We start from the raw sequence: 20,305 nt of genomic DNA, 5'->3' as shown, positions 1-20,305 counted from the left end.
GCTAGACGGTAGCCGGGCTCGGCCGTGAAAGGATCTCCCCATGGCGAGTGAGCGCAGCAGTGCAGGAGATCCGGCGCGCACGCTGGCGCTGCTCTGGGGCGTGTCGGCGGGGGAGAAGCCGGGCCGGCGCGGGCCCCGGCAGGCGAAGTCGCCGGCGGAGATCGCCGCGACGGCGATCGCGCTGGCCGACGCGGAGGGCGTGGACGCCGTCACGATGCGGCGGGTCGCCCAGGAGTTGGGCGTCTCCCCGATGGCGCTCTACACCTACGTGCCGGGCAAGGCCGAACTGCTGGACCTGATGCTGGACACCGTCTACGCGACCATGCCGCGCACGGCCCCCGCCGGCGAGGACTGGCGGGCCCGGGTCACCGCCGTGGCCGACGACAACCGGGCGCTCTACCGGGCGCACCCCTGGGTGGCGGGGGTCTCCACCAGCCGCCCGCCGCTGGGGCCGGGGGTGATGGCCAAGTACGAGTACGAGCTGCGTGCCCTGGAGGGGACGGGTCTGGCGGACGTGGAGCTGGACGCGGCCCTCACCCACCTGCTGGGCTTCGTGCAGACCTGTGCCCGGATGGCCGTCGACGAGCGTGCCGCCGAGCAGGACAGTGCGATGAGCGACGCCCAGTGGTGGGCCGCCAACGCCGAGCTGCTGGCCCGCGTCCTCGACCCCGAACGGTTCCCGGTCGCCGCGCGCGTCGGCTCCGCGGCCGGCGAGGCCCACGGCGGCGCGTACAGCCCAGACCACGCGTACGCGTTCGGACTCGCCCGGGTGCTGGACGGATTCGCGGCGCTGATCGCGGCGCAGGGGGAGTAAGTAGACCGGCCTACCTATTTTGGCTGCGCGTCGGCTTGCCGCGCGGTGAATCTGTAGACCGATCGGTATATGCAGACCGGTCTACATAGGTAGACCGGTCTGCATAAAACCCCCGGTGCGTGCCCGCTCGGGCGTCCGGGCCGGGCCGCGCCCCGCCGGGGCCGCGCCCCGCCCGTCGTGGCCGCCGGTGCCGCCGACCCGGCCGGCGTCGCGGTGCTCGCCCGCACCGCCGTCCCACCCGCGCCTCCGTGCTCGCCCGGCTCAGCGGGGCGGCCGGGCGTCGTACTCCTCGCGGGCGGCCCGGACGCCGCACATCCGCTCCTCCACCCAGTGCGCGAGCGCGGAGACGTGCTCGGCCGCCTCCAGTCCGAGCGGGGTCAGGCTGTAGTCGACCCGGGGAGGGATCACCGGGTGGGCCTCGCGCAGGACGAAGCCGTCGCGCTCCAGCGTCTGGAGGGTCTGCGCGAGCATCTTCTCGCTCACGCCCGACACCCGGCGGCGCAGCTCGCTGAAGCGGTAGCCGCGCTCGCGCAGCGCGACCAGCACCAGCACGCCCCAACGGCTGGTGACGTGCTCCAGGACGCCGCGCGACGGGCACATGCGGTCGTAGATGTCGGGCGCTCTGTCGAGGAACGACGAGGCCGGCGAGGTTGACGGGGCCGATGAGGCTGACGAGGCTGACGAGGCCGATGACGTTTCTGCCATTACCTTCATGTCAGTACCCTACTTTGAAGTGCGTACTATCCAGAAGTTAGTGCCCTCCCTAGGGTGAGTTCTCGAAGCCGACGCGCGGCGAGGACCCCGGACGCGCGGTGAGAAACCCCAGGGAGCAGCACATGTACGTCGTCACCGGTGCCACCGGACAGCTCGGCCGGCTGGTCGTGGAGGGGCTGCTGGCTGCCGCCCCGGCGGACGAGATCGCGGTGGTCGTCCGCTCGGCGGACAAGGCCGCCGCCTGGGCCGCCCGGGGCGTGCGGGTGCACGAGGCCGACTACGGCCGGCCCGAGACGCTCGCCGGGGTGTTCGCGGCCGGCGACCGGGTGCTGCTGATCTCCGGGAACCAGTTCGGCAGCCGGGTGGCGCAGCACCGCGCGGTGATCGACGCGGCGAAGGCGGCCGGGGCCGGGCTGCTGGCGTACACGAGCGTGCTGGGCGGCCCGGCGGCGACGTTCCGGATCGCCGAGGAGCACATCGCCACCGAGGCGGTGCTGCGGGAGTCCGGCCTGCCCTTCGCGCTGCTGCGCAACGGCTGGTACACCGAGAACTACACCGCGACCGCGGCCGGGAGCCTGGAGCGCGGGGAGGTCTTCGGCAGTGGCGGGGACGGTCGGGTGGCCACCGCCCCGCGCCAGGACTACGCCGACGCCGCGGTCGCGGTGCTCACCGGCGAGGGGCACGAGGGCGGTGTGTACGAGCTGAGCGGCGACGCCGACTGGAGCATGGGCGAGTACGCGGCGGAGCTCTCCGCAGCCTCGGGCCGGCCGGTGGTGTACCGCGAGGTCGAGCCGGCCGAGCAGGTCGAGCGGCTGGTGGCGGCGGGTCTGCCGGAGGCGTTCGCGGAGGTCTTCGTGGACACGGACGCGGCCATCGCGCGCGGCGAACTCGGCCTGCGCACCGGCGACCTGGCCCGGCTGATCGGCCGTCCGACCGTCCCGCTGGCGGAGACCGTGCGCGCCGCGCTCACCGCCTGAGGTTCCCGGTCCCTCCGCTGTCATGACCAAAATGCTCGTACGGAGATGACAGCCTGCCCCCGTGCCCGCTACCGTCGGCTCGACACACGTGCGCGCGGAGGGCAGGCCGGCAATGCCAGAGACAACCCAGCAGGAGGCCGGCCGAGGGCTCTGGTTCGGTGTGGCCGCGTACGGGATCTGGGGGCTCTTCCCGCTGTTCTGGCCGCTGCTGGAGCCGGGCGCGGCCGACGACATCCTCGCCAACCGGATGGTCTGGTCGCTGGTCGCCGTTGCGCTGCTGCTGCTCGTCCAGCGGCACTGGGGCTGGATACGCCCGCTGCTGCGCCAGCCGCGCCGGCTCGCCATGCTGGGCGCGGCCGCCGCCGTGATCTCGGTCAACTGGGGCGTCTACATCTGGGGCGTCAATGCCGGGCACGTCGTCGAGACCAGCCTCGGCTACTTCATCAACCCGCTGGTCACCATCGGGTTCGGCGTGCTGGTGCTGAAGGAGCGGCTGCGGCCGGCGCAGTGGGCGGCCGTCGGGATCGGCGCCCTCGCGGTGGTGGTGCTGACCGTCGGGTACGGCCGGCTGCCGTGGATCGCGCTGACCCTGGCACTCTCCTTCGCCACCTACGGGCTGCTGAAGAAGAAGGTCGGGCTGAGCGGGCTGGAGAGCCTGGCGGCCGAGAGCGCCTTCATGTTCCCCTTCGCCCTCGGCTACCTGGTCTACCTGGAGTTCAGCGGCCGCGGCACCCTCGGGCACACGGTGGCCGGCTCGTACAGCTGGGGGCACTCGGGGCTGCTGATGCTCAGCGGAGTGATCACCGCGATCCCGCTGCTCTGCTTCGGCGCGGCGGCCGTGCGGGTCCCGCTCACCGTGCTCGGGCTGCTGCAGTACCTGGCGCCGGTGTTCCAGTTCCTGATCGGCATCGCGGTGTTCCACGAGTCCATGCCGCCCGCGCGCTGGGCCGGCTTCGCCCTGGTCTGGGCGGCGCTGGTGCTGCTCACCTGGGACGCGCTGCGCCGGGTGCGGGCCGACCGGGTGGAGCGCGCCGCGGCCCTGGCCCGGGCGGCCGCCTCCACGACGGCCGGACCGGGCATGACCGGACCGGGCACGGCCGGACCCGCCACCGCCCCGGCCGCCGCCCGCTGAACCCGCCGCCCGCTGAACCCGCCGCCTGCTGAACCCGCCGCCCGGCCCGCCGACGACGGCCGGCCCCGGCTGAACGGACGGCCTGACCACGACTCCCCGGCCACCCCGGAAGGGGCCGCCGGCCGGGGAACGGACGTCAGGCCGTGATGTCCCGGCTCGTGAAGCGGGCCCACGCGGCAGAGCCGAAGACCGCGACGTACACGCCCTGCAACCCGAGGTTCTTCAGCACGCCGTCCCAGTACATCGGTTCGCGCAGCAGGTCACCGAAGCTCAGCCAGTGGTGGGTGAAGAGGAACGGCTGGATCGCGTGCAGCTGCGGGAAGCTGTCCAGGATCTGGATGGTGATCACCAGGCCGACGGTGGCGGCCATCGCCGCGATGCCGCTGCCGGTGAGCGTCGAGATGAAGAGCCCGATCGCGACGAGTCCGGCCAGTGAGGCGGCCACCACGATCGCGACCAGCACCGCCCGCAGCAGCGCCGAGCCGAGGCCGATGGTCTCCCCGGAGATCAGCGTGACGTCGTCGAGCGGGAACAGCGCCGCGCCGGTGGCCAGTGCCGCCAGGGCGACGGCTGCCGTCGCGGCGAAACAGAACACCAGCCCGGCGGTGAACTTGGCGGCCAGCAGCCTGGTCCGCCCGGCCGGGGCGACCAGCAGGTAGCGCAGTGTGCCGCCGGCAGCCTCGCCGGCCACCGAGTCCCCGGCGACCACGCCGACCGTCATCGGCAGGAAGATCGGCAGTGCCACCGCGAGCGCGGTGAAGACCAGGAACAGGCCGTTGTGGGTCACCTGCGCGATGAACGCCGGGCCCTCACCGCCGCGCGGGCCGTCCGTCTCGATCTTGACGACCACGCCGATCAGGACCGGCAGCACCGCCAGGATGCCCAGCAGCACCATGGTCCGCACCCGGCGGAAGGTCAGCAGCAGCTCGCTGCGGAACAGCGCCAGGAACCCGGCCGCCGTCTGCGCCCGGCGCCCGGCCACCGGCACACCCGGGACCCCGGCGTTGCCCGCCACGGCACCGCCCGCCACGGCGCTGTTCGCCACCTCAGCCCGCGACATCGAAGCCCTCCCCGGTCAGCGCCACGAAGGCGTCCTCCAACGTGCCCCGCTCCACACCGAAGCCGTGCACCCGCACCCCGGCCGCGACCAGCGCCGCGCAGATCCGGGGGAGGACGTCGTCGGCCGGCGCGTCCAGCCCGCCGTCCACCCGATCCTCGCCCTTCTGCAGGTCGGCGACCTGGTGCGCGGTCAGCACCTCGGCGGCCATGGCCACGTCCGGCGTCCGGACGACGAGCCGGCCCTGGGCCCGGGCGGCCAGTTCGGCGACGGTGCCCTGCACCACCAGCCGGCCGCGCGACATCACCGCGGCGTGGGTGCAGACCTGCTCGATCTCGTCCAGCAGGTGCGAGGAGAGGAAGACCGTCGTGCCCTCGGCCGCGACCTCGCGGACCAGTGCCCGGATCTCCCGCATGCCCTGCGGGTCGAGGCCGTTGGTCGGCTCGTCCAGCACCAGCAGCTCGCGCGGTTGGAGCAGGGCCGAGGCGAGGCCGAGCCGCTGCTTCATGCCCAGCGAGTAGGCCCGGGCCTTCTTGCCCGCGGCGGCCGTCAGGCCGACCCGCTCCAACGCCTCGGCGACCCGCTGCTTGCGGGTGCGCGGATCGGCGGTCGGATCGGCAGCGTCGAACCGGGCCAGGTTGTCCCGTCCGGAGAGGAAGCCGTACAGCGCCGGGCCCTCGATCAGCGCACCGACCCGGGGCAGCACCGTGCCGACGGACTGCGGCATCGGCTCGCCGAGCACGGTGGCGACGCCCGCGGTGGGCGCGATCAGGCCCATCAGCATCCGGATGGTGGTGGTCTTGCCGGAGCCGTTGGGGCCGAGGAAGCCGAAGACCGAGCCCCGGGGGACGGTCAGGTCCAGCCCGTCCACGGCGAGCTGGCCGCCGCGGAACCGCTTGGTGAGCCCTCGGGTCCTGATCACGTCGTCGGTCGGGGAGCCAGGAGAGCCGGGGGACCAGGAAGCGCCGGGAGACCCGGAAGCGCCAGGGGCACCGGAAGCGTCAGGAGTACCGGAAGCGCCGGAAGCGCCGGGAGAAGGAGAGGCGGGGGAGGCGGGAACGGCCACGGGGGCCGGGCGCGCAGCAGCGCCCCGGCCCCCGGCCGGCTCCGTAACGTCCCCCGTTACGGGAGCCTGGGTCACTTACTTCACCCCGGCCGCACTCTGCAGCACCGGCAGCGTCACCGCGCCCGCGAAGACCCGGCCGTCGTCGGTGACCAGCACGTTCAGCACCTTGGTGCTGATCAGCGAGCCGCCCTTGACCGGCTTGCCGAGCGACTTCGCCAGCGCCAGCGGGTTCTGCAGCTGGGCCGGACCGCCCTTGCCGTGCTTGCCGTGCCCGCCCTCGGCCGGGACGCTGACGTCGCCGGTGGGCAGCGTGGCGCTCAGCACCGCCGTCCAGCCCTCGCCGACCACGTTCAGGCCGTCGGCGGCCTTCTGTGCCTCCGCCCCGGACGGCGCCTCGGCCGCGTCTCCCGCCTTCTGCTCCGTCACCTTGGCGCCCTTGGGCACCGTGAAGTCGAAGGTCTTGGCGGCCGGCTTGGCGAACGACACCTCGGTGAAGTGCATGTCGAACACCTTGCCGCCGTCGGCGCCCTTGACCAGCACGGCGAGCGGCACGCCGTTCTCGGCGGCCACCGCGATCCGGACCTCGCCTATGGTCGAGCCGGACTGGGTGGGCTTCACGCTGAGCTGGTACGCCTTCTGCCCGGCGACGGTCGCCGTGCCGTCCACGGTGACGGCCGTGGTGCCCGCGCCCGCGGTGAGGAACTGGCGGGCGGCCTCCTGCGGGGTGGCCGGAACCTCGGTCAGCGGCGCCTTGCCGGGGTGGCCGCCACCGGGGTGGCCGTCGGGGCGGGAGCCCTGCGGGGCCGTCAGGTGGACGGCCTCGTTGCTGGAGCTGTCCCAGGCCCAGACCTGGTCGCCGTTGTGGACCACCTCGTACCCGGCCAGCTGCTCGATCAGGCCGATCCGCTGGCGGTCCGGGCCGTCCACCGCGACCCGCAGGGTGTGCTCGCCGCCGAGCAGCTGCGTCAGCTTGGCCTCCGGCGAGGCCGCGGACGGCTTGGTGCCGCCGGTGCCGCCCGAGCCCACTCCGCCACCGGCCGAGAGCCCGGCACCGGCCCCGAGCAGCTGGCTCGGCACCCCGAGGTCGGCGGAGACCGAGACCGTGCCCGAGAGCGTCTGCGCCTGCGAGCCGAGGGCCTTCGCCACCACCTGCTCCGCCGACAGTGTCGGCAGGTCCGGCGGGGAGTCGGCCGCGAGCGCCGGCACCAGGCCGACGCCCGCGGCGATCACCGCCGCCACCGCCACCGGAACCGCGACCCGCACCGCCGTGCGCCGCCCCGCCCGGTACGGCACCGCGGCGCCGTCCTGGTCCCGCTCAGTCGCCGTGTCGTCCGTCATGTCGTCCTACCCCTCCATCACCGTGACTGACTGCCTCTGCCCCTCCATTACACGGCCCCGGGCGGCCCGAGTCATCGCTCTCCAGGGCCAGATAGGGGTCGCACTATGGGCGCAGCCGACCCTGATACCTCCTCAGGGTTGGCTCCTCCGGATGTACGAGAACTGGCGTAGGGTCGCGCCATGGATGCAACCAACACCCCGACTGCGAACGCGATGCGGCGCGCCCTGCGCCGTGCCCGGGACGGTGTCGCGCTGGACGCGGCCGAGGCTGCGGTGCTGCTCCAAGCCAGGGGTGCGGACCTGCTGGATCTCTGTGCGAGCGCGGCCCGCGTGCGGGACGCGGGCCTCGAAGCGGCCGGCCGGCCCGGCGTCATCACCTACTCCAAGAGCGTCTTCATCCCGCTCACCCGGCTCTGCCGCGACAAGTGCCACTACTGCACCTTCGTCACCGTCCCCGGCAAGCTGCGCCGGGCCGGGCACGGGATGTTCATGTCGCCGGACGAGGTGCTGGAGGTGGCCCGCCGGGGCGCCGAACTCGGCTGCAAGGAAGCCCTGATCACGCTCGGCGACAAGCCCGAGGACCGCTGGCCGGAGGCCCGCGAGTGGCTGGACGCCCACGGCTACGACGACACCATTGCCTACGTCCGGGCGATGTCCATCCGCATCCTGGAGGAGACCGGCCTGCTGCCGCACCTCAACCCCGGGGTGCTGAGCTGGACGGACTTCCAGCGGCTCAAGCCGGTCTCGGCCTCGATGGGCATGATGCTGGAGACCACCGCCACCCGGCTGTGGAGCGAGCCCGGCGGCCCGCACCACGGCTCGCCGGACAAGGAGCCGGCCGTCCGGCTGCGGGTGCTGGAGGACGCCGGGCGCAGCTCGGTGCCGTTCACCAGCGGGCTCCTGATCGGCATCGGTGAGACGTACGAGGAGCGCGCCGAGTCGCTGTTCGCGCTGCGCCGGGTCTCCCGGGCCTACCACGGCATCCAGGAGCTGATCCTGCAGAACTTCCGCGCCAAGCCGGACACGGCGATGCGCGGCATGCCCGACGCCGAGCTGGACGAGCTGGTCGCGACCGTGGCCGTCGCCCGGCACATCATGGGCCCGTCCGCCTGTCTGCAGGCGCCGCCGAACCTGGTGGACGGCGAGTACCGGCGGCTGATCGGTGCCGGGATCGACGACTGGGGCGGGGTCTCGCCGCTGACGCCGGACCACGTGAACCCCGAGCGCCCCTGGCCGCAGATCGACCGGCTGGCGGAGGAGTCGGCGGCGGCCGGCTTCGAGCTGCGCGAGCGGCTCGCCGTCTACCCCGAGTACGTCCGGCACGGCGAGCCGTGGCTGGACCCGCGGGTGCTGCCGCACGTCCGGGCGCTGTCCGACCCGGAGACCGGCCTGGCCCGCCCGGACGCGGTGGTCCAGGGCCACCCCTGGCAGGAGCCGGAGGACCTCCCGGCCTCGTACGGGCGCACGGACCTGCACGCCACCATCGACACCGAGGGCCGCACCGGCGACCGCCGCGCCGACTTCGAGGACGTCTACGGGGACTGGGAGGTGCTGCGCGAGCAGGCCTCGCTCCCGGTGCCGGAGCGGCTGACGGGTGACGTCCGCGAGGCCCTGGCGGTGGCCGCCGACGACCCGGCGAGGCTGACGGACGACCAGGCGCTGACGCTGTTCCACGCGGACGGCCCGGCGCTGGACGCGCTCTGCCGGATCGCCGACGACGTGCGGCGTTCGGCGGTCGGGGACGACGTCACCTACTGCGTCACCCGGAACATCAACTTCACCAACGTCTGCTACACCGGCTGCCGATTCTGCGCCTTCGCCCAGCGCCGCACCGACGCGGACGCCTACACGCTCTCGCTGGCGCAGGTCGCCGACCGGGCCGAGCAGGCCTGGGAGGTCGGCGCCACCGAGGTCTGCATGCAGGGCGGCATCCACCCGGACCTCCCCGGCACCGCCTACTTCGACATCGCGCGGGCGGTGAAGAAGCGGGTGCCCGGCATCCACGTGCACGCCTTCTCACCGATGGAGGTGGTCAACGGGGCGACCCGGACGGGGCTCTCCATCCGTGACTGGCTCCAGCAGGCCAAGGAGTCCGGCCTGGACACCATCCCGGGCACGGCCGCCGAGATCCTGGACGACGAAGTCCGCTGGGTGCTCACCAAGGGCAAGCTGCCGGCCTCGACCTGGGTGGAGGTCGTCACCACCGCCCACGAGCTGGGCATCCGCTCCTCGTCCACCATGATGTACGGGCACGTCGACACCCCGCAGCACTGGCTGGGACACCTGCGGCTGCTCGCGGAGATCCAGCAGCGCACCGGCGGCTTCACCGAGTTCGTGACGCTGCCGTTCATCCACACCAACGCGCCCGTCTACCTGGCCGGCATCGCCCGGCCCGGGCCGACCGCCCGGGACAACCGCGCGGTGGTGGCGATGGCCCGGCTGCTGCTGCACCCGCACATCCCCAACATCCAGACCAGCTGGGTGAAGCTGGGCGCCGAGGGCGCGGCCGAGATGCTCCGCTCGGGCGCCAACGACCTGGGCGGCACGCTGATGGAGGAGACCATCTCGCGGATGGCCGGCTCGGCGTACGGGAGTTACAAGTCGGTCCGGGACCTCCGGGCGATCGCCGAGGCGGCGGGCCGCCCGCACCGGCAGCGCACCACCACCTACGGTGAGGTGCCCGCCGAACGGCAGGCCGCCGCCCTGGCCTCGGACGGGCACCTGCCGGAGCTGCTGCCGGTGCTCGACTGACCGCCGCCGGGGCGGGGGACGGAACCGGGGCGCCGGTGGCCGCGTCCTCGTCGTGGCGGCCGCCGGACGGGGCCGCCACGACGAGGGGGGACGCGGTGCGGAGGACGGCGGTCGGGGACGGCGCCGGCTGGTGGGGCGTGGTCGGGGCGGCGTTGCTGCTGGCCGTGCTGGGGTTCGCGCTCGCGACGTACGCGCACGACACCCACCGGGACCTGGCGGGGGACGTCTGCCACGCGGTCGCCTCCCTGCCCGTGGCGGTGTGGGCCGCGGCGATCGGGGCGCCGGCGGCGAGCCTGGTGGGCGCGGCGGGGACGACGTGGCTGGCGGTGGCGGCCCGGCGGCGGCCCGGTCTGATGGGGACGGCGGTCGTGGTCGCCTCCCTCGCGGGGCTGCTCTGTCTGCTGGAGACGTACACCGCCGTCGACATGCTGGCCGTCGACCACACCAACGGGAACACCTGCGGGTTCTGAGCGGCCGTGGGGCGGCCGCCCCACGGCCGGCGGCCTCAGCCGACGAGCAGCAGGCTGCGGGAGCGGGCCGGGGCGGCGACGGCGAGCGCCGGGGTGCCGCGGGTCAGTGCGCCGGTCAGGGCGGGCGCGGTGGCCAGGCGGGTGCGGGAGAGGTCATGGGCCGGGACGGTAGGCAGTCCGGGGCGGTGGTCCGTGGACGGCGCACGACCCGGCAGCAACATTTTGTTGAAGACTGCTGTTCCACCGAACCCCTCGACTTGTTCAGCCATTCGAATACAGTGCGAGGGCGCGCGACCGGCCCGGGTCGCGCCGCCCCCCTTCCCGGACGAAAGGCGCCCCGTCGTGATGCCACTGTGGTCACGCGCACAGCAGCAGGACTTCCGCAGCCGGGTGCGGGGCTGTCTGCTCGGCGGCGCGATCGGTGACGCGCTCGGTGCGGGCATCGAGTTCGAGTCGCTGGAGAAGATCAGGGCGGTGCACGGCCCGCAGGGCGTCACCGGCTACGTCCCCGCGTACGGGCGGCTCGGAGCGGTCACCGACGACACCCAGATGGTGCTCTTCACCGTGGACGGGCTGATCCGCGCCCACATCCGCCGGGACACCGGCAGCTGGCACCCGCCCACCGACCTCCACCTCGCCTACCTGCGCTGGTCCGCCACCCAGCGGGACTGGGGCCCGGACGAGCGGCGGGCCGATCTCGGCTGGCTCGGCCGCGAGGAGTGGCTGTACGCCCAGCGTGCGCCCGGCCAGGCCTGCCTCTCCGGCCTCTCCGGGCCGGACGCCGAGCGCCTCGGCACCCTGGAGGCACCCAAGAACCCGCACTCCAAGGGGTGCGGCACGGTGATGCGGGCGGCGCCGTTCGGGCTGCTCACCACCTGGGAGCCCGGCCTGGTGTTCCAGCTGGCGGTGGAGTGCTCGGTACTGACGCACGGCCACCCCACCGGCTACCTCTCGGCCGGCGCGCTGGCGGTGATCGTCCAGACCGCGGCCCGCGGCGGGACGCTGGAGGAGGGCGTCCACCTGGCCCTGGCCCTGCTCTCCGAGCGGCCGGCGCACGAGGAGACCACGGCGGCGCTGCGGGCGGCGCTGGACGCGGTCCGGGCCGGGGAGCCGTCGGCCGAGCGGGTCGAGGCCCTGGGGGAGGGCTGGGTGGCGGAGGAGGCGCTGGCGATCGGGCTGTACTGCGCGCTGGTCGCCCACGACATCCGCTCGGGCCTGCTCCTGGCCGTGAACCACTCGGGGGACAGCGACTCCACCGGCGCGATCTGCGGCAACCTGCTCGGTGTGCTGCACGGCGACACCGCGCTGCCGTCCGGCCTGGTGGCCGGCCTGGAGGGGCGCGGGGCGCTGCTGGAGCTTGCCGACGACTTCGTCCTGGAGCTCATGCACGGGTCGGAGCTGCACGGCCCGGACACCGCGGAGGGCGCGGCCTGGTCCGCGCGCTACCCCGTACTGCGCTGACCCCGTTGGGTGCCGGGTTCCCGTCCGGCGCCGGCCCCGGCCTGTGCCGGCCCTCGTTGGGTGCCGCTCCCCGGTCCCCGGTCGGTCCCTGCTCCCCGGTCGGCGCCGGCGCTCGCCCGGTGCCGGTTCATCGTTCTGTCCCCGGCCCGCGGTCTGCCGCGGGGAGTGCCCCGCCGCCTCGAACGCCCCGGACACGCAGGTGCCCGTAGCGGTGTCCGCCACCGGGGGAGGGTGACGGGCACCGCTACGGGCAACCGGGCCGAGAACGGTGGAGTCGGTTCAGAAGCCGCCGAACACCCCTGCTCCGGCGGCGCTGGCGAACGCGTTCCAGGCCTCGGCCGAGAAGTGCAGCTGCGGGCCCTGTGGGTCCTTGGAGTCCCGGACCGCCACCGCGTCCGCGGCCGGCGTGGCGATCTCCACACAGGCGCCGTTGCCGCCACTGTGACTGCTCTTCCGCCAGGCCGTCCCGTTCTCGAAGGTGGTGCTCATACGTGGTATCCCTCTTCAATGTTGGCTATCAGTGACCGGCTCTCGGCCACCCCGAGCGCGGCCGCCCGCAGGTGGTCGTAGAGACTGGTATAGCGGCGCACGTCCGCGTCCTTCTCCAGGTAGAGATCGCTCGTCACCCCTTCGAAGTAGACAACCGTGGAATCGGCTGACTCGGGGAACTCGAGCAGGGAGAATGTCCCGGTCATGCCGGGATGGGCGCCGTGGGCGAAGGGGATCACCTGGATGGTGATGTTCGAGCGCTGGCTCAGCTCCAGCATGTGCTTCAGCTGATCGGCCATCACGGCCTTGCTGCCGACCTCGCGGCGCAGGACCGCCTCGTCTATGACGGTCCAGAGACTGCCGAGCGGGTTCTCGCCGTTGACGCGGTCCTGGCGCTTCATCCGGACCTGCACCCGGCGTTGGACGGCGAGCGCGTCGGTGTCCGGCTGGGTACCCTCGACCACGGCCTGGGCGTACTGCTCGGTCTGCAGCAGGCCGGGGACGAACGAGGACTCGTAGGCGCGGATCGAGGAGGCCTCGGCCTCCAGGCCGATGTAGACGCTGTAGGGGGTCGGCATGTCGTTGAAGTCGTGCCACCAGCCGCGCTGCCGGGATTCCCGGGCCATCTCCATCAGGCTGGCGCGCATCGCCTCGTCGGTCACGTTGTAGACGTCACAGAGGTCGCGCACGTCGCGCTGGCTGATGCTGCGGCGGCCGTTCTCCAGGCGGCTGATCTTCGACTGGGAGACCATCAGCCGGCCGGCCACCTCCTCCGCCGTCATGGCCAGGCCCTCGCGCAGCTTGCGCAGTTCGGAGCCCAGGCGCCTGCGGCGCACGGTGGGATTGATGTTCGCGGACACGTCGACCTCCGGCCGGACCTCTGGTGATCGTTGGAACGGCAGTCCTCGGAACACTGTGGAAATTGGGACCAACCCCCCTGACTTGGAGCAGCATGTCACCTTGGATCAGGTCGGCGCCGGGGAATCACAGGAGCGCAGTAGAACAGATCATCGGAAAAGCGCTTCTGAGAGACAGCGGGCACCCCGGAGTGGTAAGGCGGCTCTGCGGCTCGATCCGGTAGTTCTGTGATGGCGGTGCGGGCGCCGCCGACGCCCGCGGATGTGCTGGCGGCACGTGCCGAGGTGGCCCGGGCCCGGCTCCGCGGAGCGGTCCGGCCGCCCTCGGGGACGGCGGAGGGGCGGCCGCCCGGCGACTTCCGTCGCGGGCGACCGCCCCTCCGTGCTGCTGGTTGCTCTCCGCCGGGTGGCGGCGTGAGCGGTGCGGCCGGCGCCGTGCCGCACGCGGTGCCGTCCTGCGGTTCCCGCGATGCTGCGGTTCCTGTTCTGCGGCGCGGTGCGGTGCGGTCTGCGGTGCTCTGGTGCTGCGGTGCTCTGGTGCTCTGGTGCTGCGGTGCTCTGGTGCTGCGGTGCTCTGGTGCTGCGGTGCTCTGGTGCTGCGGTGCTCTGGTGCTGCGGTGCGGTGGTTCCTGGGGTTGCGCTGCCCGGACCGGCCGCGTCAGCGGACGCCCACGCGTGGCGCCACGACCCGGCCGCCGGACCCGCTGCGGCTCGCCGTGCGCTGGCCGGGGTGGCCCGCACCGGCCGGGGCGCCGCCGCCCTGGGGTGAACGGTTCTGCTGGGACGGCAGGCCGTTCTGCACGTCCATGACGGCGTGCGCGACCATCCCGTTCAGCGGGTCGTACCGGATCAGGTCGCGCAGCCGGGACCGCGAGGACCGGCCCTCGTTGCCCGGGTACAGATGCTTGCCCAGGCCCACCGAATGGGCCAGGGCGGCGAGTGCGGCGGTCCGCGGGTCCGGCGGCACGCCGGTGCGGATCGCGGTGTCCAGTCGCTGTTTGATCGCGGCGTTGGTGCAGTCGTCGGACGCCTGGTAACGCGTCGTCGGCAGCACCCCGCACACCTGGCCCGGCACGGCCGTGACCATGCCGCACCTCTCCAGGTGCGCCAGATAGGTCTGGCGCAGTCCCAGCCGGGGCCCGCCGATCCAGTGCGCGGCACGGACCGGACTGCCGCGTCGGCGCAGCAACTCCAGTGCGTGGTCCAGTGTCGGGTCGCCGGTCGGCCTTGGCAGCACGACGGCGATCCGGTCGCCCTCCGGGACGATCCGTCCGGCCAGGGACAGCTCGACGAGCTGTGCCCCGGCGAGTCCGAGGTCGAGGGTCTGCGGCTGCGCCGTGGTACCCGTGGTCGGGTCCAATGCGAGCAGCAAGAGTTCCTCGGGAACAGTTCTGCGGCTCTTGCCCATCCAAGCCTCCCCGCGTGGATGGGAAACAGCGTGACGCCTCTCACACGGGCTTGTCGAGTACGCCTCCGAATCGTGACCTTGCGTACGAAGCGGGGAACCGGCGGCGCCAGGCCCGGCGTCTGAGCGGTGAACGGGCCGCAGTGCGGCCGTGCGGCGGCAATAACCGCCGGTCGGGCGGGGTGTGGGCGGCCGGAACCTCCGTCGGTGGCGGAGACTGTACAGGTACACGGGGCGGGGCGTCGGCTTCCCGAAATCGGGTCTGCCGGTGCCCCGCCGGTCGTTGAGGAGGCTGGGTTACGTGGGCGAGTCCCCCGACAGGGTGCTGCGGGACGGCGATCGGGCGCGCGAGCAGGACGGGGAACGGGGCGGGGAGCGGGAACGCCCGGCCGGGGGTGACGGTGTGCAGGAGACGGCTGCTTCGGCCGGCCCGGCCGACGGCGCCGCTGCCGATGCGGCCGGCGATGCGGCCGCTACGGACGCCGCTACGGACGTCGCCGACGCCGCCGATGTCTCGGATGCCGCCGACCGTGCCGACGCCGCCGCGGACGCTGCCGACGGCGCGCCGGTCGAGGTGCCGTCCGGAACGACCGCTGCCGGCTCGACCGTGCAGCTCCGGGTCCGGGATGTGGACACGAAGACCACGATGATCCGGCTGCCCGTCGACAATGCGACCACGGCCCTGAGGCTGCCGCCGGAGCTCACCACGCCCGCCCCGAAGCGTGACGAAGCCGCAGCTGACGGAGGGTCCGGCGATGCCGCCGACCGTTCGCCGGTGAAGGGGGAGGAGCCCGTCGGAGCCGCCGGCCGTTCGTCCCGTCCCGACCCGCGTCTCGCCCTTCGGACTGCCGCGCCGGCCGAGCAGCCCGTGGACGACGAAGAGCCGGCGAAGGCCGAGAACCCCATCGAGAAGCCCGTCGAGAAGCCCGTCGAGAAGCCCGTCGAGAAGCCGGCCGAGCCGCAGCCGGGGAAGCCCGTCGAGAGGCAGTCGGGGAAGCAGCAGCCGGAGCAGGCGAAGGCGGAGAAGCTGGAGAAGCCCCTCTCCGCGAAGGCCGCCGCCGCGCTCCCCGCCGCCCCCGGATCCGGCGCCGGCACCGTGCCCAAGCCGGTGCCCGAGCCGCACCCGGAGCCGGCGCCCCTCCCCGAGCCGGAGCCGACGCCCGAGCCGCTGCCGAAGCCCGCTCCGGCCCCGAAGCCCGGCCCGGCCCCCGCGCCCGAGCCGCTCCCCACCCCCGACCCGAAGCCGCTGCCGCCGGCCCCGCCGCTGCCGAAGCCGGAGCCGCTGCCCGCTCCGGACGCGCCGCGCCCGGAGGCGTCGCGGGTGGACACGTCGCGCCCGGATGCGTCGCGAAACCCGGAGGCGGCCACCACCGAACCCCTGGCGGGCCCCGACCTGCTGAGCCTCACCCAGCCGATGCTCGGGCCGGCGACGACCGCCGAGGCGATGGACGTGCTGGCGGCGCTCAACGCCCGCCCGGTCTCGCCGCTGCGCCGCGCGCTCAAGCGGATCACCATCTGGACCGTCTTCTTCACCGTCGTGCTCGGCGCGGTCGTGGTCGCCCAGCTGCTCCGCCCGCTGCCGGACACCAAGGTGAAGATGACCGCCTCGGGCAGCTTCAGCTTCGGCGGCGACCCGCTGGACCTGGCCTGGCCGGCCAAGGGGCAGTCGGCGGCCGAGGTGGTCGGCGTCGGCAGCCTCGGCAGCTCCGGCCCGGAGACGCCGGCCTCGATCGCCAGCGTCACCAAGGTGATGAACGCCTACCTGATCCTGCAGTCGCACCCGCTGAAGAAGGGGGAGAGCGGCCCGAAGATCACCATCGACAAGCAGGCCGCCCAGGAGTCCGGCAACACCGACGAGTCCAGGGTCACCCTGACCGAGGGCCAGCAGCTCACCCAGTACCAGGCACTGGAGCTGCTGATGCTGCCGTCGGCCAACAACGTGGCCCGGCTGCTGGCGCGGTGGGACGTCGGCTCGGAGGACGCGTTCGTCAAGAAGATGAACGACGCCGCCGCCAAGTTCGGCATGGCCAACACCGTCTACACCGACCCGGCCGGCTTCAGCCCGGACACCAAGAGCACCGCCAAGGACCAGCTGAAGCTGGCCGAGCAGGCGATGCAGGACGAGATCTTCCGGCAGATCGTCTCGACCCCGGACACCACCTTCAACGGGCAGAAGATCTACAACACCAACACCCTGATCAACGCGAAGACCGGGGTCATCGGCGTCAAGACGGGGTCCAGCACCCCGGCCGGCGGTTGCCTGATGTGGGCCGCGTACAAGGAGATCGGCGGCGTGAAGCGGCTGATCCTCGGCGTCACCCTGGGCCAGCCGGCCACCTCCCCCGCGGTCACCGACGGGATCCTCCCGACGGTGCTGAAGGTCAGCGGCAAGCAGGTCCAGGCGGCCCAGAACGGGGTGACCGGGCAGACCCTGGCCAAGCAGGGCGACGTGGTCGGCCGGGTCGACAACGGCCTCGGCGGTACCGTCCCGGTCGTCGCGGGCAAGGACCTCACCGCGGCCGGCTTCCCCGGCATCACCGGCACCCTCACCCTGGACCCGGCGAAGCTCGGCCACCAGGCCAAGGCCGGTACCCAGGTCGGCACGCTGAGCGTGGGCGCGGGCGACAACCGGACGGAGGTCCCGGTGCTCCTCAAGTCCGACCTGGCGCCGCCGTCCATCCTCTCCCGCATCACCCGCCTGCTCTGAGCGACCCGCCTCGGGACGACGGGGTGGGAGGCCGGCCGGCCTCCCACCCCGTCGGCGTTTCCGGTGCTTCCGGTGGCGGCGGCCTCGCGGTGTCAGAGCCGGGCGCCGCCCCAACGGCCCGGCTCGGTGCGGGTGCCCAGCCGGCGGGCCACCATCTCCTCCTCGGACACCACCCGGCCCAGCGCGATCGCCAGCGTCAGCCCGGTGAAGGCCACGATCAGCCACGAGAGGCTGGTGAAGACCACCCCGTACGGTCCGAACTGGGCCACGCTGCGCGACATCGCCCGGGGCAGGTAGACCCGGGCAGCGATCCCCAGGCCGCCCACCACGACCCCGCAGAGCAGCGCACCCGGCAGCAACGGCAGCCAGCGCACCCGGCCGACCAGCAGCAGGTGCTGCGTCCACCACCAGATGGCCGTCGTGAGGAGATAGGCCAGCGGGATCCCCAGCCAGGCACCCAGCCCGAAGCCCTCCCGCACGGGGGTCTGGCACACCAGGTAGGCCAGCCAGACCACCAGCCAGACCAGCCAGCGCCAGGCCGCCAGCCGGGTCCCCGACTTGGGCAGCTCCCAACAGCGCTCGCAGACCCGCTGCATCGCCCGGCTCAGCGCCGTCGCCGACAGCAGTGTCACCAGCGCGCCGAGCACCCCGACGCCGGTCTCCTGTTCGTGACTGGTCTGCAGCAACTGCTGGACCGACTGCTGGGCCGCGCCCTGCAGGCCCAGCTCCTTGCGGAGCGAGGTCGCCATGCCGTTGCGGAGCGCGGCCGGGGCGAACACCGAGACCACGAACAGCGCGGGCAGCGCGCTCAGGAAGGCCTGCGCGGCCAGCCGGGTCGCGCTGTCCAGCAGGTTCACCCGGAGCAGCTGGCCGAGGGCCCGGCCGACCAGCGGCACGTGCTCGGGCAGCCCGCGGCCGTAGCGGGCCAGCTCCGCCGACCGCTTCCTCAGCCGGGCCATCCGCCCGGCCGGCTGCTCGCTCACGGGCTCGTCCTCCTGGGGCTGTCGCGGCCGTGGGCCGCAGGGCGGAGGCGCCCTGATCGCCGTGCTCCATGGTCGCCCGGCCCCCGCGCACCCGCATCCGGGAGGCGGCGAGCGTCGCGGCCGGCCCGTCAGCCGGCGGTGCGCTCCAGCACGGCGAGCGTCACGCCGCCGAGCGGGGTCACCCGGCCCGGTGCGCCGTACCGCGCCCGGAGCGCCTGCGCCTGGTCGTCGGGCATGGCGGCCAGCGGCTCGGTGGTGTCCCCGAGCACCAGCAGCCATATCCGCTGCCCCTGCCCGACGCACTCGTCCGGCCGCGGACAGACGGAGGGGAAGAGGTCCTCCGCCTGCTCCGCACTCTGCTCGACGAAGACCGGGTACGGGCGGACGTCCGCCGGCAGGTAGTAGGAGACGCCCGGCCCGACCATCGACCAGCTCTGGTTGCCCAGCGGGGCCGCCAGGCCGTCCCCGGGCCGGTAGCCGGCCGCGATCAGCTCGGCGGCCGCCCGGTACGGCTCGCGGGAGAAGGAGTGCGAGCCGGCGTCCCGCACCGAGGACTGCTTCGGCAGCGCCACCAGCGCGGGCACCGCCAGCAGCCCGACCGCCACCAGCACCCCGGCGGCCCGGACCTGCCCCGGGGTCCGGCTGCGCCGGGCCGCCGCCGCCAGCGTCGTGTACACCGCCCGGACCCCGCCGCCGGCCAGCGCCGCCCAGGCCGGGACGGTGAACAGCAGATACCGGTCGACGAAGTACGAGGTGCTGCCCCGCGAAACCAGCCAGACGGACACCACCGGCAGGACGGCCAGCAGCAGCAGCTGCAGTGCGGGCAGCCGCCGCCCGGGCAGCGCCAGCGCCAGCAGGGCGAGCAGGAGGAAGGTGTGGAACACCCCGGCCGAGCCGAACAGCGGCTCGCCGAAGTGGCGCAGCTGGTAGAGGGACGGCGTGCCGATCCAGCCCAGCTGCCGCCCGGACTGCCGGCTGCCCAGCAGCAGCACCGGCACCGCCGGCAGCGCCGCCACGGCCACCGCCGCCGGGAACTGCCAGAGCAGCCGCCGCTGCACCGCGCCGCGGGTCTGCCAGAGGTGCAGCAGCACCACCGCCACCTGCCCGGCGACGGTGCTGAACGAGATCAGGTGGCCCGCCCCGGCCATCGCCATCGCCACGCAGTACGGCGCCCAGCGCCGCAGCCCCGGCCGCTCCAGCGCGCGCAGCAGGAACCAGGTCGCCGCGGCGACCGCACAGGTCACCAGCGCGTACGAGCGGGCCTCCTGGGCGTACCGGGAGATCAGCGGCACCACGGCGAACAGCAGCCCGCCACCGACCGCCGCCACCCGGCCCCCGAACAGCCGCTGCGCGGTGAGCGCCACGAACGCCGCCGCGCCGGCCATCGCCAGCACCGAGGGCAGCCGCAGCGCGATCACGGAGTCGCCGGCCGCCGTGGTCCAGCCGTGCATCAGCAGGTAGTAGGCACCGTTGCTGGCGTCGATGTGCTGGAGCAGCCTGAGCAGGTCGCCGAGCGGCCGGGTCGCCGCGGTCCAGGTCGACACCTCGTCCCGCCACAGCTCGGGCGTCCCGAGCCGGTACCCGCCGACGCAGAGCATGGCCAGCGCGGGCCACAGCCAGACCTGCCCGAGCAGGCGGAGAGCCGGGTGCGGGGCGGCAGCTGGTCTCATCGGGCGGCCTTCGTGGTCGTACGGGTGCTGGGCAGTCCCTCGCAGGCTACTGGACGTCCCCTGACGCCCAGTCGGCAGTCGCCCCTCTGGGTACCGGCCCCGCCCCCCGCCGCACGCGCCTCCCCGGTCACCCGCGCATCGCGGAAACCTCAACGCCCGCCCCATCCCCGATCCGGTACGCTGTCCACCGAGCGCGCCTCAGTAGCTCAGGGGATAGAGCACGGCTCTCCTAAAGCCGGTGTCGCAGGTTCGAATCCTGCCTGGGGCACAGTGGGAACGACCCGAGGGGAGCCCCGGACCGCCATGGTCCGGGGCTCCCCGCTTTTTCCGTCAGGGGCGGCGTACATCCCGAGGAGGACGGGCGGGCGGAGGAGCTCAGACCTCGGAGTGATCAAGGATGCGACGTCGTGCTGA

17 protein-coding genes and 1 tRNA gene are annotated in these 20,305 nt (G+C 73.7%); 8 read left to right on the top strand and 10 right to left on the bottom strand.

The window, feature by feature from the left end; genetic code table 11:
- Positions 1-40: 40 nt before the first annotated feature.
- A complete protein-coding gene (locus tag ACZ5WK_RS16755) occupies positions 41-814 on the top strand; it encodes a TetR/AcrR family transcriptional regulator (RefSeq protein WP_465548162.1) in 774 nt (257 codons plus the stop codon).
- 261 nt (positions 815-1,075) lie between these two features.
- Here ACZ5WK_RS16755 and ACZ5WK_RS16750 read toward each other — a convergent pair whose 3' ends face one another.
- Positions 1,076-1,414: a winged helix-turn-helix transcriptional regulator gene (locus ACZ5WK_RS16750; protein WP_396324561.1), complete on the bottom strand. Its 339-nt coding sequence runs from the start codon at positions 1,412-1,414 to the stop codon at positions 1,076-1,078.
- 236 nt (positions 1,415-1,650) lie between these two features.
- Between ACZ5WK_RS16750 and ACZ5WK_RS16745 the strand changes: the two genes are divergently transcribed.
- On the top strand, positions 1,651-2,505 hold the full coding sequence (locus ACZ5WK_RS16745) for an SDR family oxidoreductase (RefSeq protein ID WP_465548161.1): 855 nt from the start codon (positions 1,651-1,653) through the stop codon (positions 2,503-2,505).
- Between the two features lie 112 nt (positions 2,506-2,617).
- Positions 2,618-3,637, top strand: coding sequence for an EamA family transporter RarD (rarD, locus tag ACZ5WK_RS16740; protein WP_465548160.1), 1,020 nt, complete (start codon positions 2,618-2,620; stop codon positions 3,635-3,637).
- Positions 3,638-3,773: 136 nt separating this feature from the next.
- Here rarD and ACZ5WK_RS16735 read toward each other — a convergent pair whose 3' ends face one another.
- The 3 genes from ACZ5WK_RS16735 to ACZ5WK_RS16725 all read right to left on the bottom strand — a co-directional run bounded on the left by ACZ5WK_RS16735 (position 3,774) and on the right by ACZ5WK_RS16725 (position 7,098).
- Complete coding sequence (locus tag ACZ5WK_RS16735; RefSeq protein WP_465548159.1) at positions 3,774-4,697, bottom strand: ABC transporter permease; 924 nt, start codon at positions 4,695-4,697, stop codon at positions 3,774-3,776.
- On the bottom strand, positions 4,684-5,760 hold the full coding sequence (locus ACZ5WK_RS16730; RefSeq protein WP_465548158.1) for an ATP-binding cassette domain-containing protein: 1,077 nt from the start codon (positions 5,758-5,760) through the stop codon (positions 4,684-4,686). The genes ACZ5WK_RS16735 and ACZ5WK_RS16730 overlap by 14 nt, the downstream gene beginning before the upstream one ends.
- A 75-nt stretch (positions 5,761-5,835) precedes the next feature.
- Positions 5,836-7,098: a LolA family protein gene (locus ACZ5WK_RS16725; RefSeq protein ID WP_465548157.1), complete on the bottom strand. Its 1,263-nt coding sequence runs from the start codon at positions 7,096-7,098 to the stop codon at positions 5,836-5,838.
- 180 nt (positions 7,099-7,278) lie between these two features.
- On the opposite strand from ACZ5WK_RS16725, the gene ACZ5WK_RS16720 reads away from it, so the two are divergent.
- Together ACZ5WK_RS16720 and ACZ5WK_RS16715 are read left to right on the top strand one after the other, a co-directional pair.
- The gene (locus ACZ5WK_RS16720; protein ID WP_465548156.1) at positions 7,279-9,849 is read left to right on the top strand and encodes a bifunctional FO biosynthesis protein CofGH; all 2,571 of its coding nucleotides are present in this window, start codon (positions 7,279-7,281) and stop codon (positions 9,847-9,849) included.
- Positions 9,850-9,944: 95 nt separating this feature from the next.
- Positions 9,945-10,319 carry a hypothetical protein gene (locus ACZ5WK_RS16715; RefSeq protein ID WP_465548155.1) on the top strand — a complete coding sequence of 125 codons (375 nt, stop codon included), beginning with the start codon at positions 9,945-9,947 and terminating at the stop codon, positions 10,317-10,319.
- Between the two features lie 35 nt (positions 10,320-10,354).
- Here the strand turns inward: ACZ5WK_RS16715 and ACZ5WK_RS16710 are convergent, their stop codons facing one another.
- A complete protein-coding gene (locus tag ACZ5WK_RS16710) occupies positions 10,355-10,540 on the bottom strand; it encodes a hypothetical protein (protein WP_465548154.1) in 186 nt (61 codons plus the stop codon).
- 124 nt (positions 10,541-10,664) lie between these two features.
- Here ACZ5WK_RS16710 and ACZ5WK_RS16705 point away from each other — a divergent pair, with 124 nt between their 5' ends.
- Positions 10,665-11,780: an ADP-ribosylglycohydrolase family protein gene (locus ACZ5WK_RS16705; protein ID WP_465548153.1), complete on the top strand. Its 1,116-nt coding sequence runs from the start codon at positions 10,665-10,667 to the stop codon at positions 11,778-11,780.
- A gap of 279 nt (positions 11,781-12,059) precedes the next feature.
- Here the strand turns inward: ACZ5WK_RS16705 and ACZ5WK_RS16700 are convergent, their stop codons facing one another.
- From ACZ5WK_RS16700 to ACZ5WK_RS16690, 3 genes are all read right to left on the bottom strand, one after another.
- Positions 12,060-12,269: a DUF397 domain-containing protein gene (locus ACZ5WK_RS16700; protein WP_396324502.1), complete on the bottom strand. Its 210-nt coding sequence runs from the start codon at positions 12,267-12,269 to the stop codon at positions 12,060-12,062.
- Positions 12,266-13,129 (bottom strand): helix-turn-helix domain-containing protein, encoded by an 864-nt coding sequence (locus tag ACZ5WK_RS16695; protein ID WP_465548152.1) that lies wholly within the window; start codon positions 13,127-13,129, stop codon positions 12,266-12,268. Before ACZ5WK_RS16695 ends, ACZ5WK_RS16700 begins: the two co-directional genes overlap by 4 nt.
- A gap of 655 nt (positions 13,130-13,784) precedes the next feature.
- Complete coding sequence (locus ACZ5WK_RS16690; protein WP_396324500.1) at positions 13,785-14,534, bottom strand: GOLPH3/VPS74 family protein; 750 nt, start codon at positions 14,532-14,534, stop codon at positions 13,785-13,787.
- A 298-nt stretch (positions 14,535-14,832) separates the two neighbouring features.
- On the opposite strand from ACZ5WK_RS16690, the gene ACZ5WK_RS16685 reads away from it, so the two are divergent.
- A complete protein-coding gene (locus ACZ5WK_RS16685; protein WP_465548151.1) occupies positions 14,833-17,238 on the top strand; it encodes a hypothetical protein in 2,406 nt (801 codons plus the stop codon).
- Between the two features lie 92 nt (positions 17,239-17,330).
- Here ACZ5WK_RS16685 and ACZ5WK_RS16680 read toward each other — a convergent pair whose 3' ends face one another.
- Positions 17,331-18,221 carry a YhjD/YihY/BrkB family envelope integrity protein gene (locus tag ACZ5WK_RS16680; protein ID WP_465548150.1) on the bottom strand — a complete coding sequence of 297 codons (891 nt, stop codon included), beginning with the start codon at positions 18,219-18,221 and terminating at the stop codon, positions 17,331-17,333.
- A 128-nt stretch (positions 18,222-18,349) separates the two neighbouring features.
- Positions 18,350-19,891 carry a glycosyltransferase family 39 protein gene (locus ACZ5WK_RS16675; protein WP_465548149.1) on the bottom strand — a complete coding sequence of 514 codons (1,542 nt, stop codon included), beginning with the start codon at positions 19,889-19,891 and terminating at the stop codon, positions 18,350-18,352.
- Between the two features lie 195 nt (positions 19,892-20,086).
- Between ACZ5WK_RS16675 and ACZ5WK_RS16670 the strand changes: the two genes are divergently transcribed.
- Positions 20,087-20,159 (top strand) — tRNA-Arg (locus tag ACZ5WK_RS16670).
- The last annotated feature ends 146 nt before the right edge of the window (positions 20,160-20,305 follow it).

The sequence above is a fragment of the Kitasatospora sp. NPDC032757 genome, from assembly GCF_055579305.1.
Note: the sequence above shows the minus strand (reverse complement) of the source record. Positions and strands in the feature narration are given on the sequence as shown.

Bases quoted from the DNA above. Each gene is read 5' to 3' on its own strand.
- ACZ5WK_RS16720 (WP_465548156.1), top strand. From the start codon at position 7,279: ATGGATGCAACCAACACCCCGACTGCGAACGCGATGCGGCGCGCCCTG.
- ACZ5WK_RS16705 (WP_465548153.1), top strand. From the start codon at position 10,665: ATGCCACTGTGGTCACGCGCACAGCAGCAGGACTTCCGCAGCCGGGTG.
- ACZ5WK_RS16700 (WP_396324502.1), bottom strand. From the start codon at position 12,269: ATGAGCACCACCTTCGAGAACGGGACGGCCTGGCGGAAGAGCAGTCAC.
- ACZ5WK_RS16725 (WP_465548157.1), bottom strand. From the start codon at position 7,098: ATGACGGACGACACGGCGACTGAGCGGGACCAGGACGGCGCCGCGGTG.
- ACZ5WK_RS16745 (WP_465548161.1), top strand. From the start codon at position 1,651: ATGTACGTCGTCACCGGTGCCACCGGACAGCTCGGCCGGCTGGTCGTG.
- ACZ5WK_RS16755 (WP_465548162.1), top strand. From the start codon at position 41: ATGGCGAGTGAGCGCAGCAGTGCAGGAGATCCGGCGCGCACGCTGGCG.
- ACZ5WK_RS16675 (WP_465548149.1), bottom strand. From the start codon at position 19,891: ATGAGACCAGCTGCCGCCCCGCACCCGGCTCTCCGCCTGCTCGGGCAG.
- ACZ5WK_RS16735 (WP_465548159.1), bottom strand. From the start codon at position 4,697: ATGTCGCGGGCTGAGGTGGCGAACAGCGCCGTGGCGGGCGGTGCCGTG.
- ACZ5WK_RS16690 (WP_396324500.1), bottom strand. From the start codon at position 14,534: ATGGGCAAGAGCCGCAGAACTGTTCCCGAGGAACTCTTGCTGCTCGCA.
- ACZ5WK_RS16710 (WP_465548154.1), bottom strand. From the start codon at position 10,540: ATGTTGCTGCCGGGTCGTGCGCCGTCCACGGACCACCGCCCCGGACTG.
- rarD (WP_465548160.1), top strand. From the start codon at position 2,618: ATGCCAGAGACAACCCAGCAGGAGGCCGGCCGAGGGCTCTGGTTCGGT.
- ACZ5WK_RS16750 (WP_396324561.1), bottom strand. From the start codon at position 1,414: ATGTGCCCGTCGCGCGGCGTCCTGGAGCACGTCACCAGCCGTTGGGGC.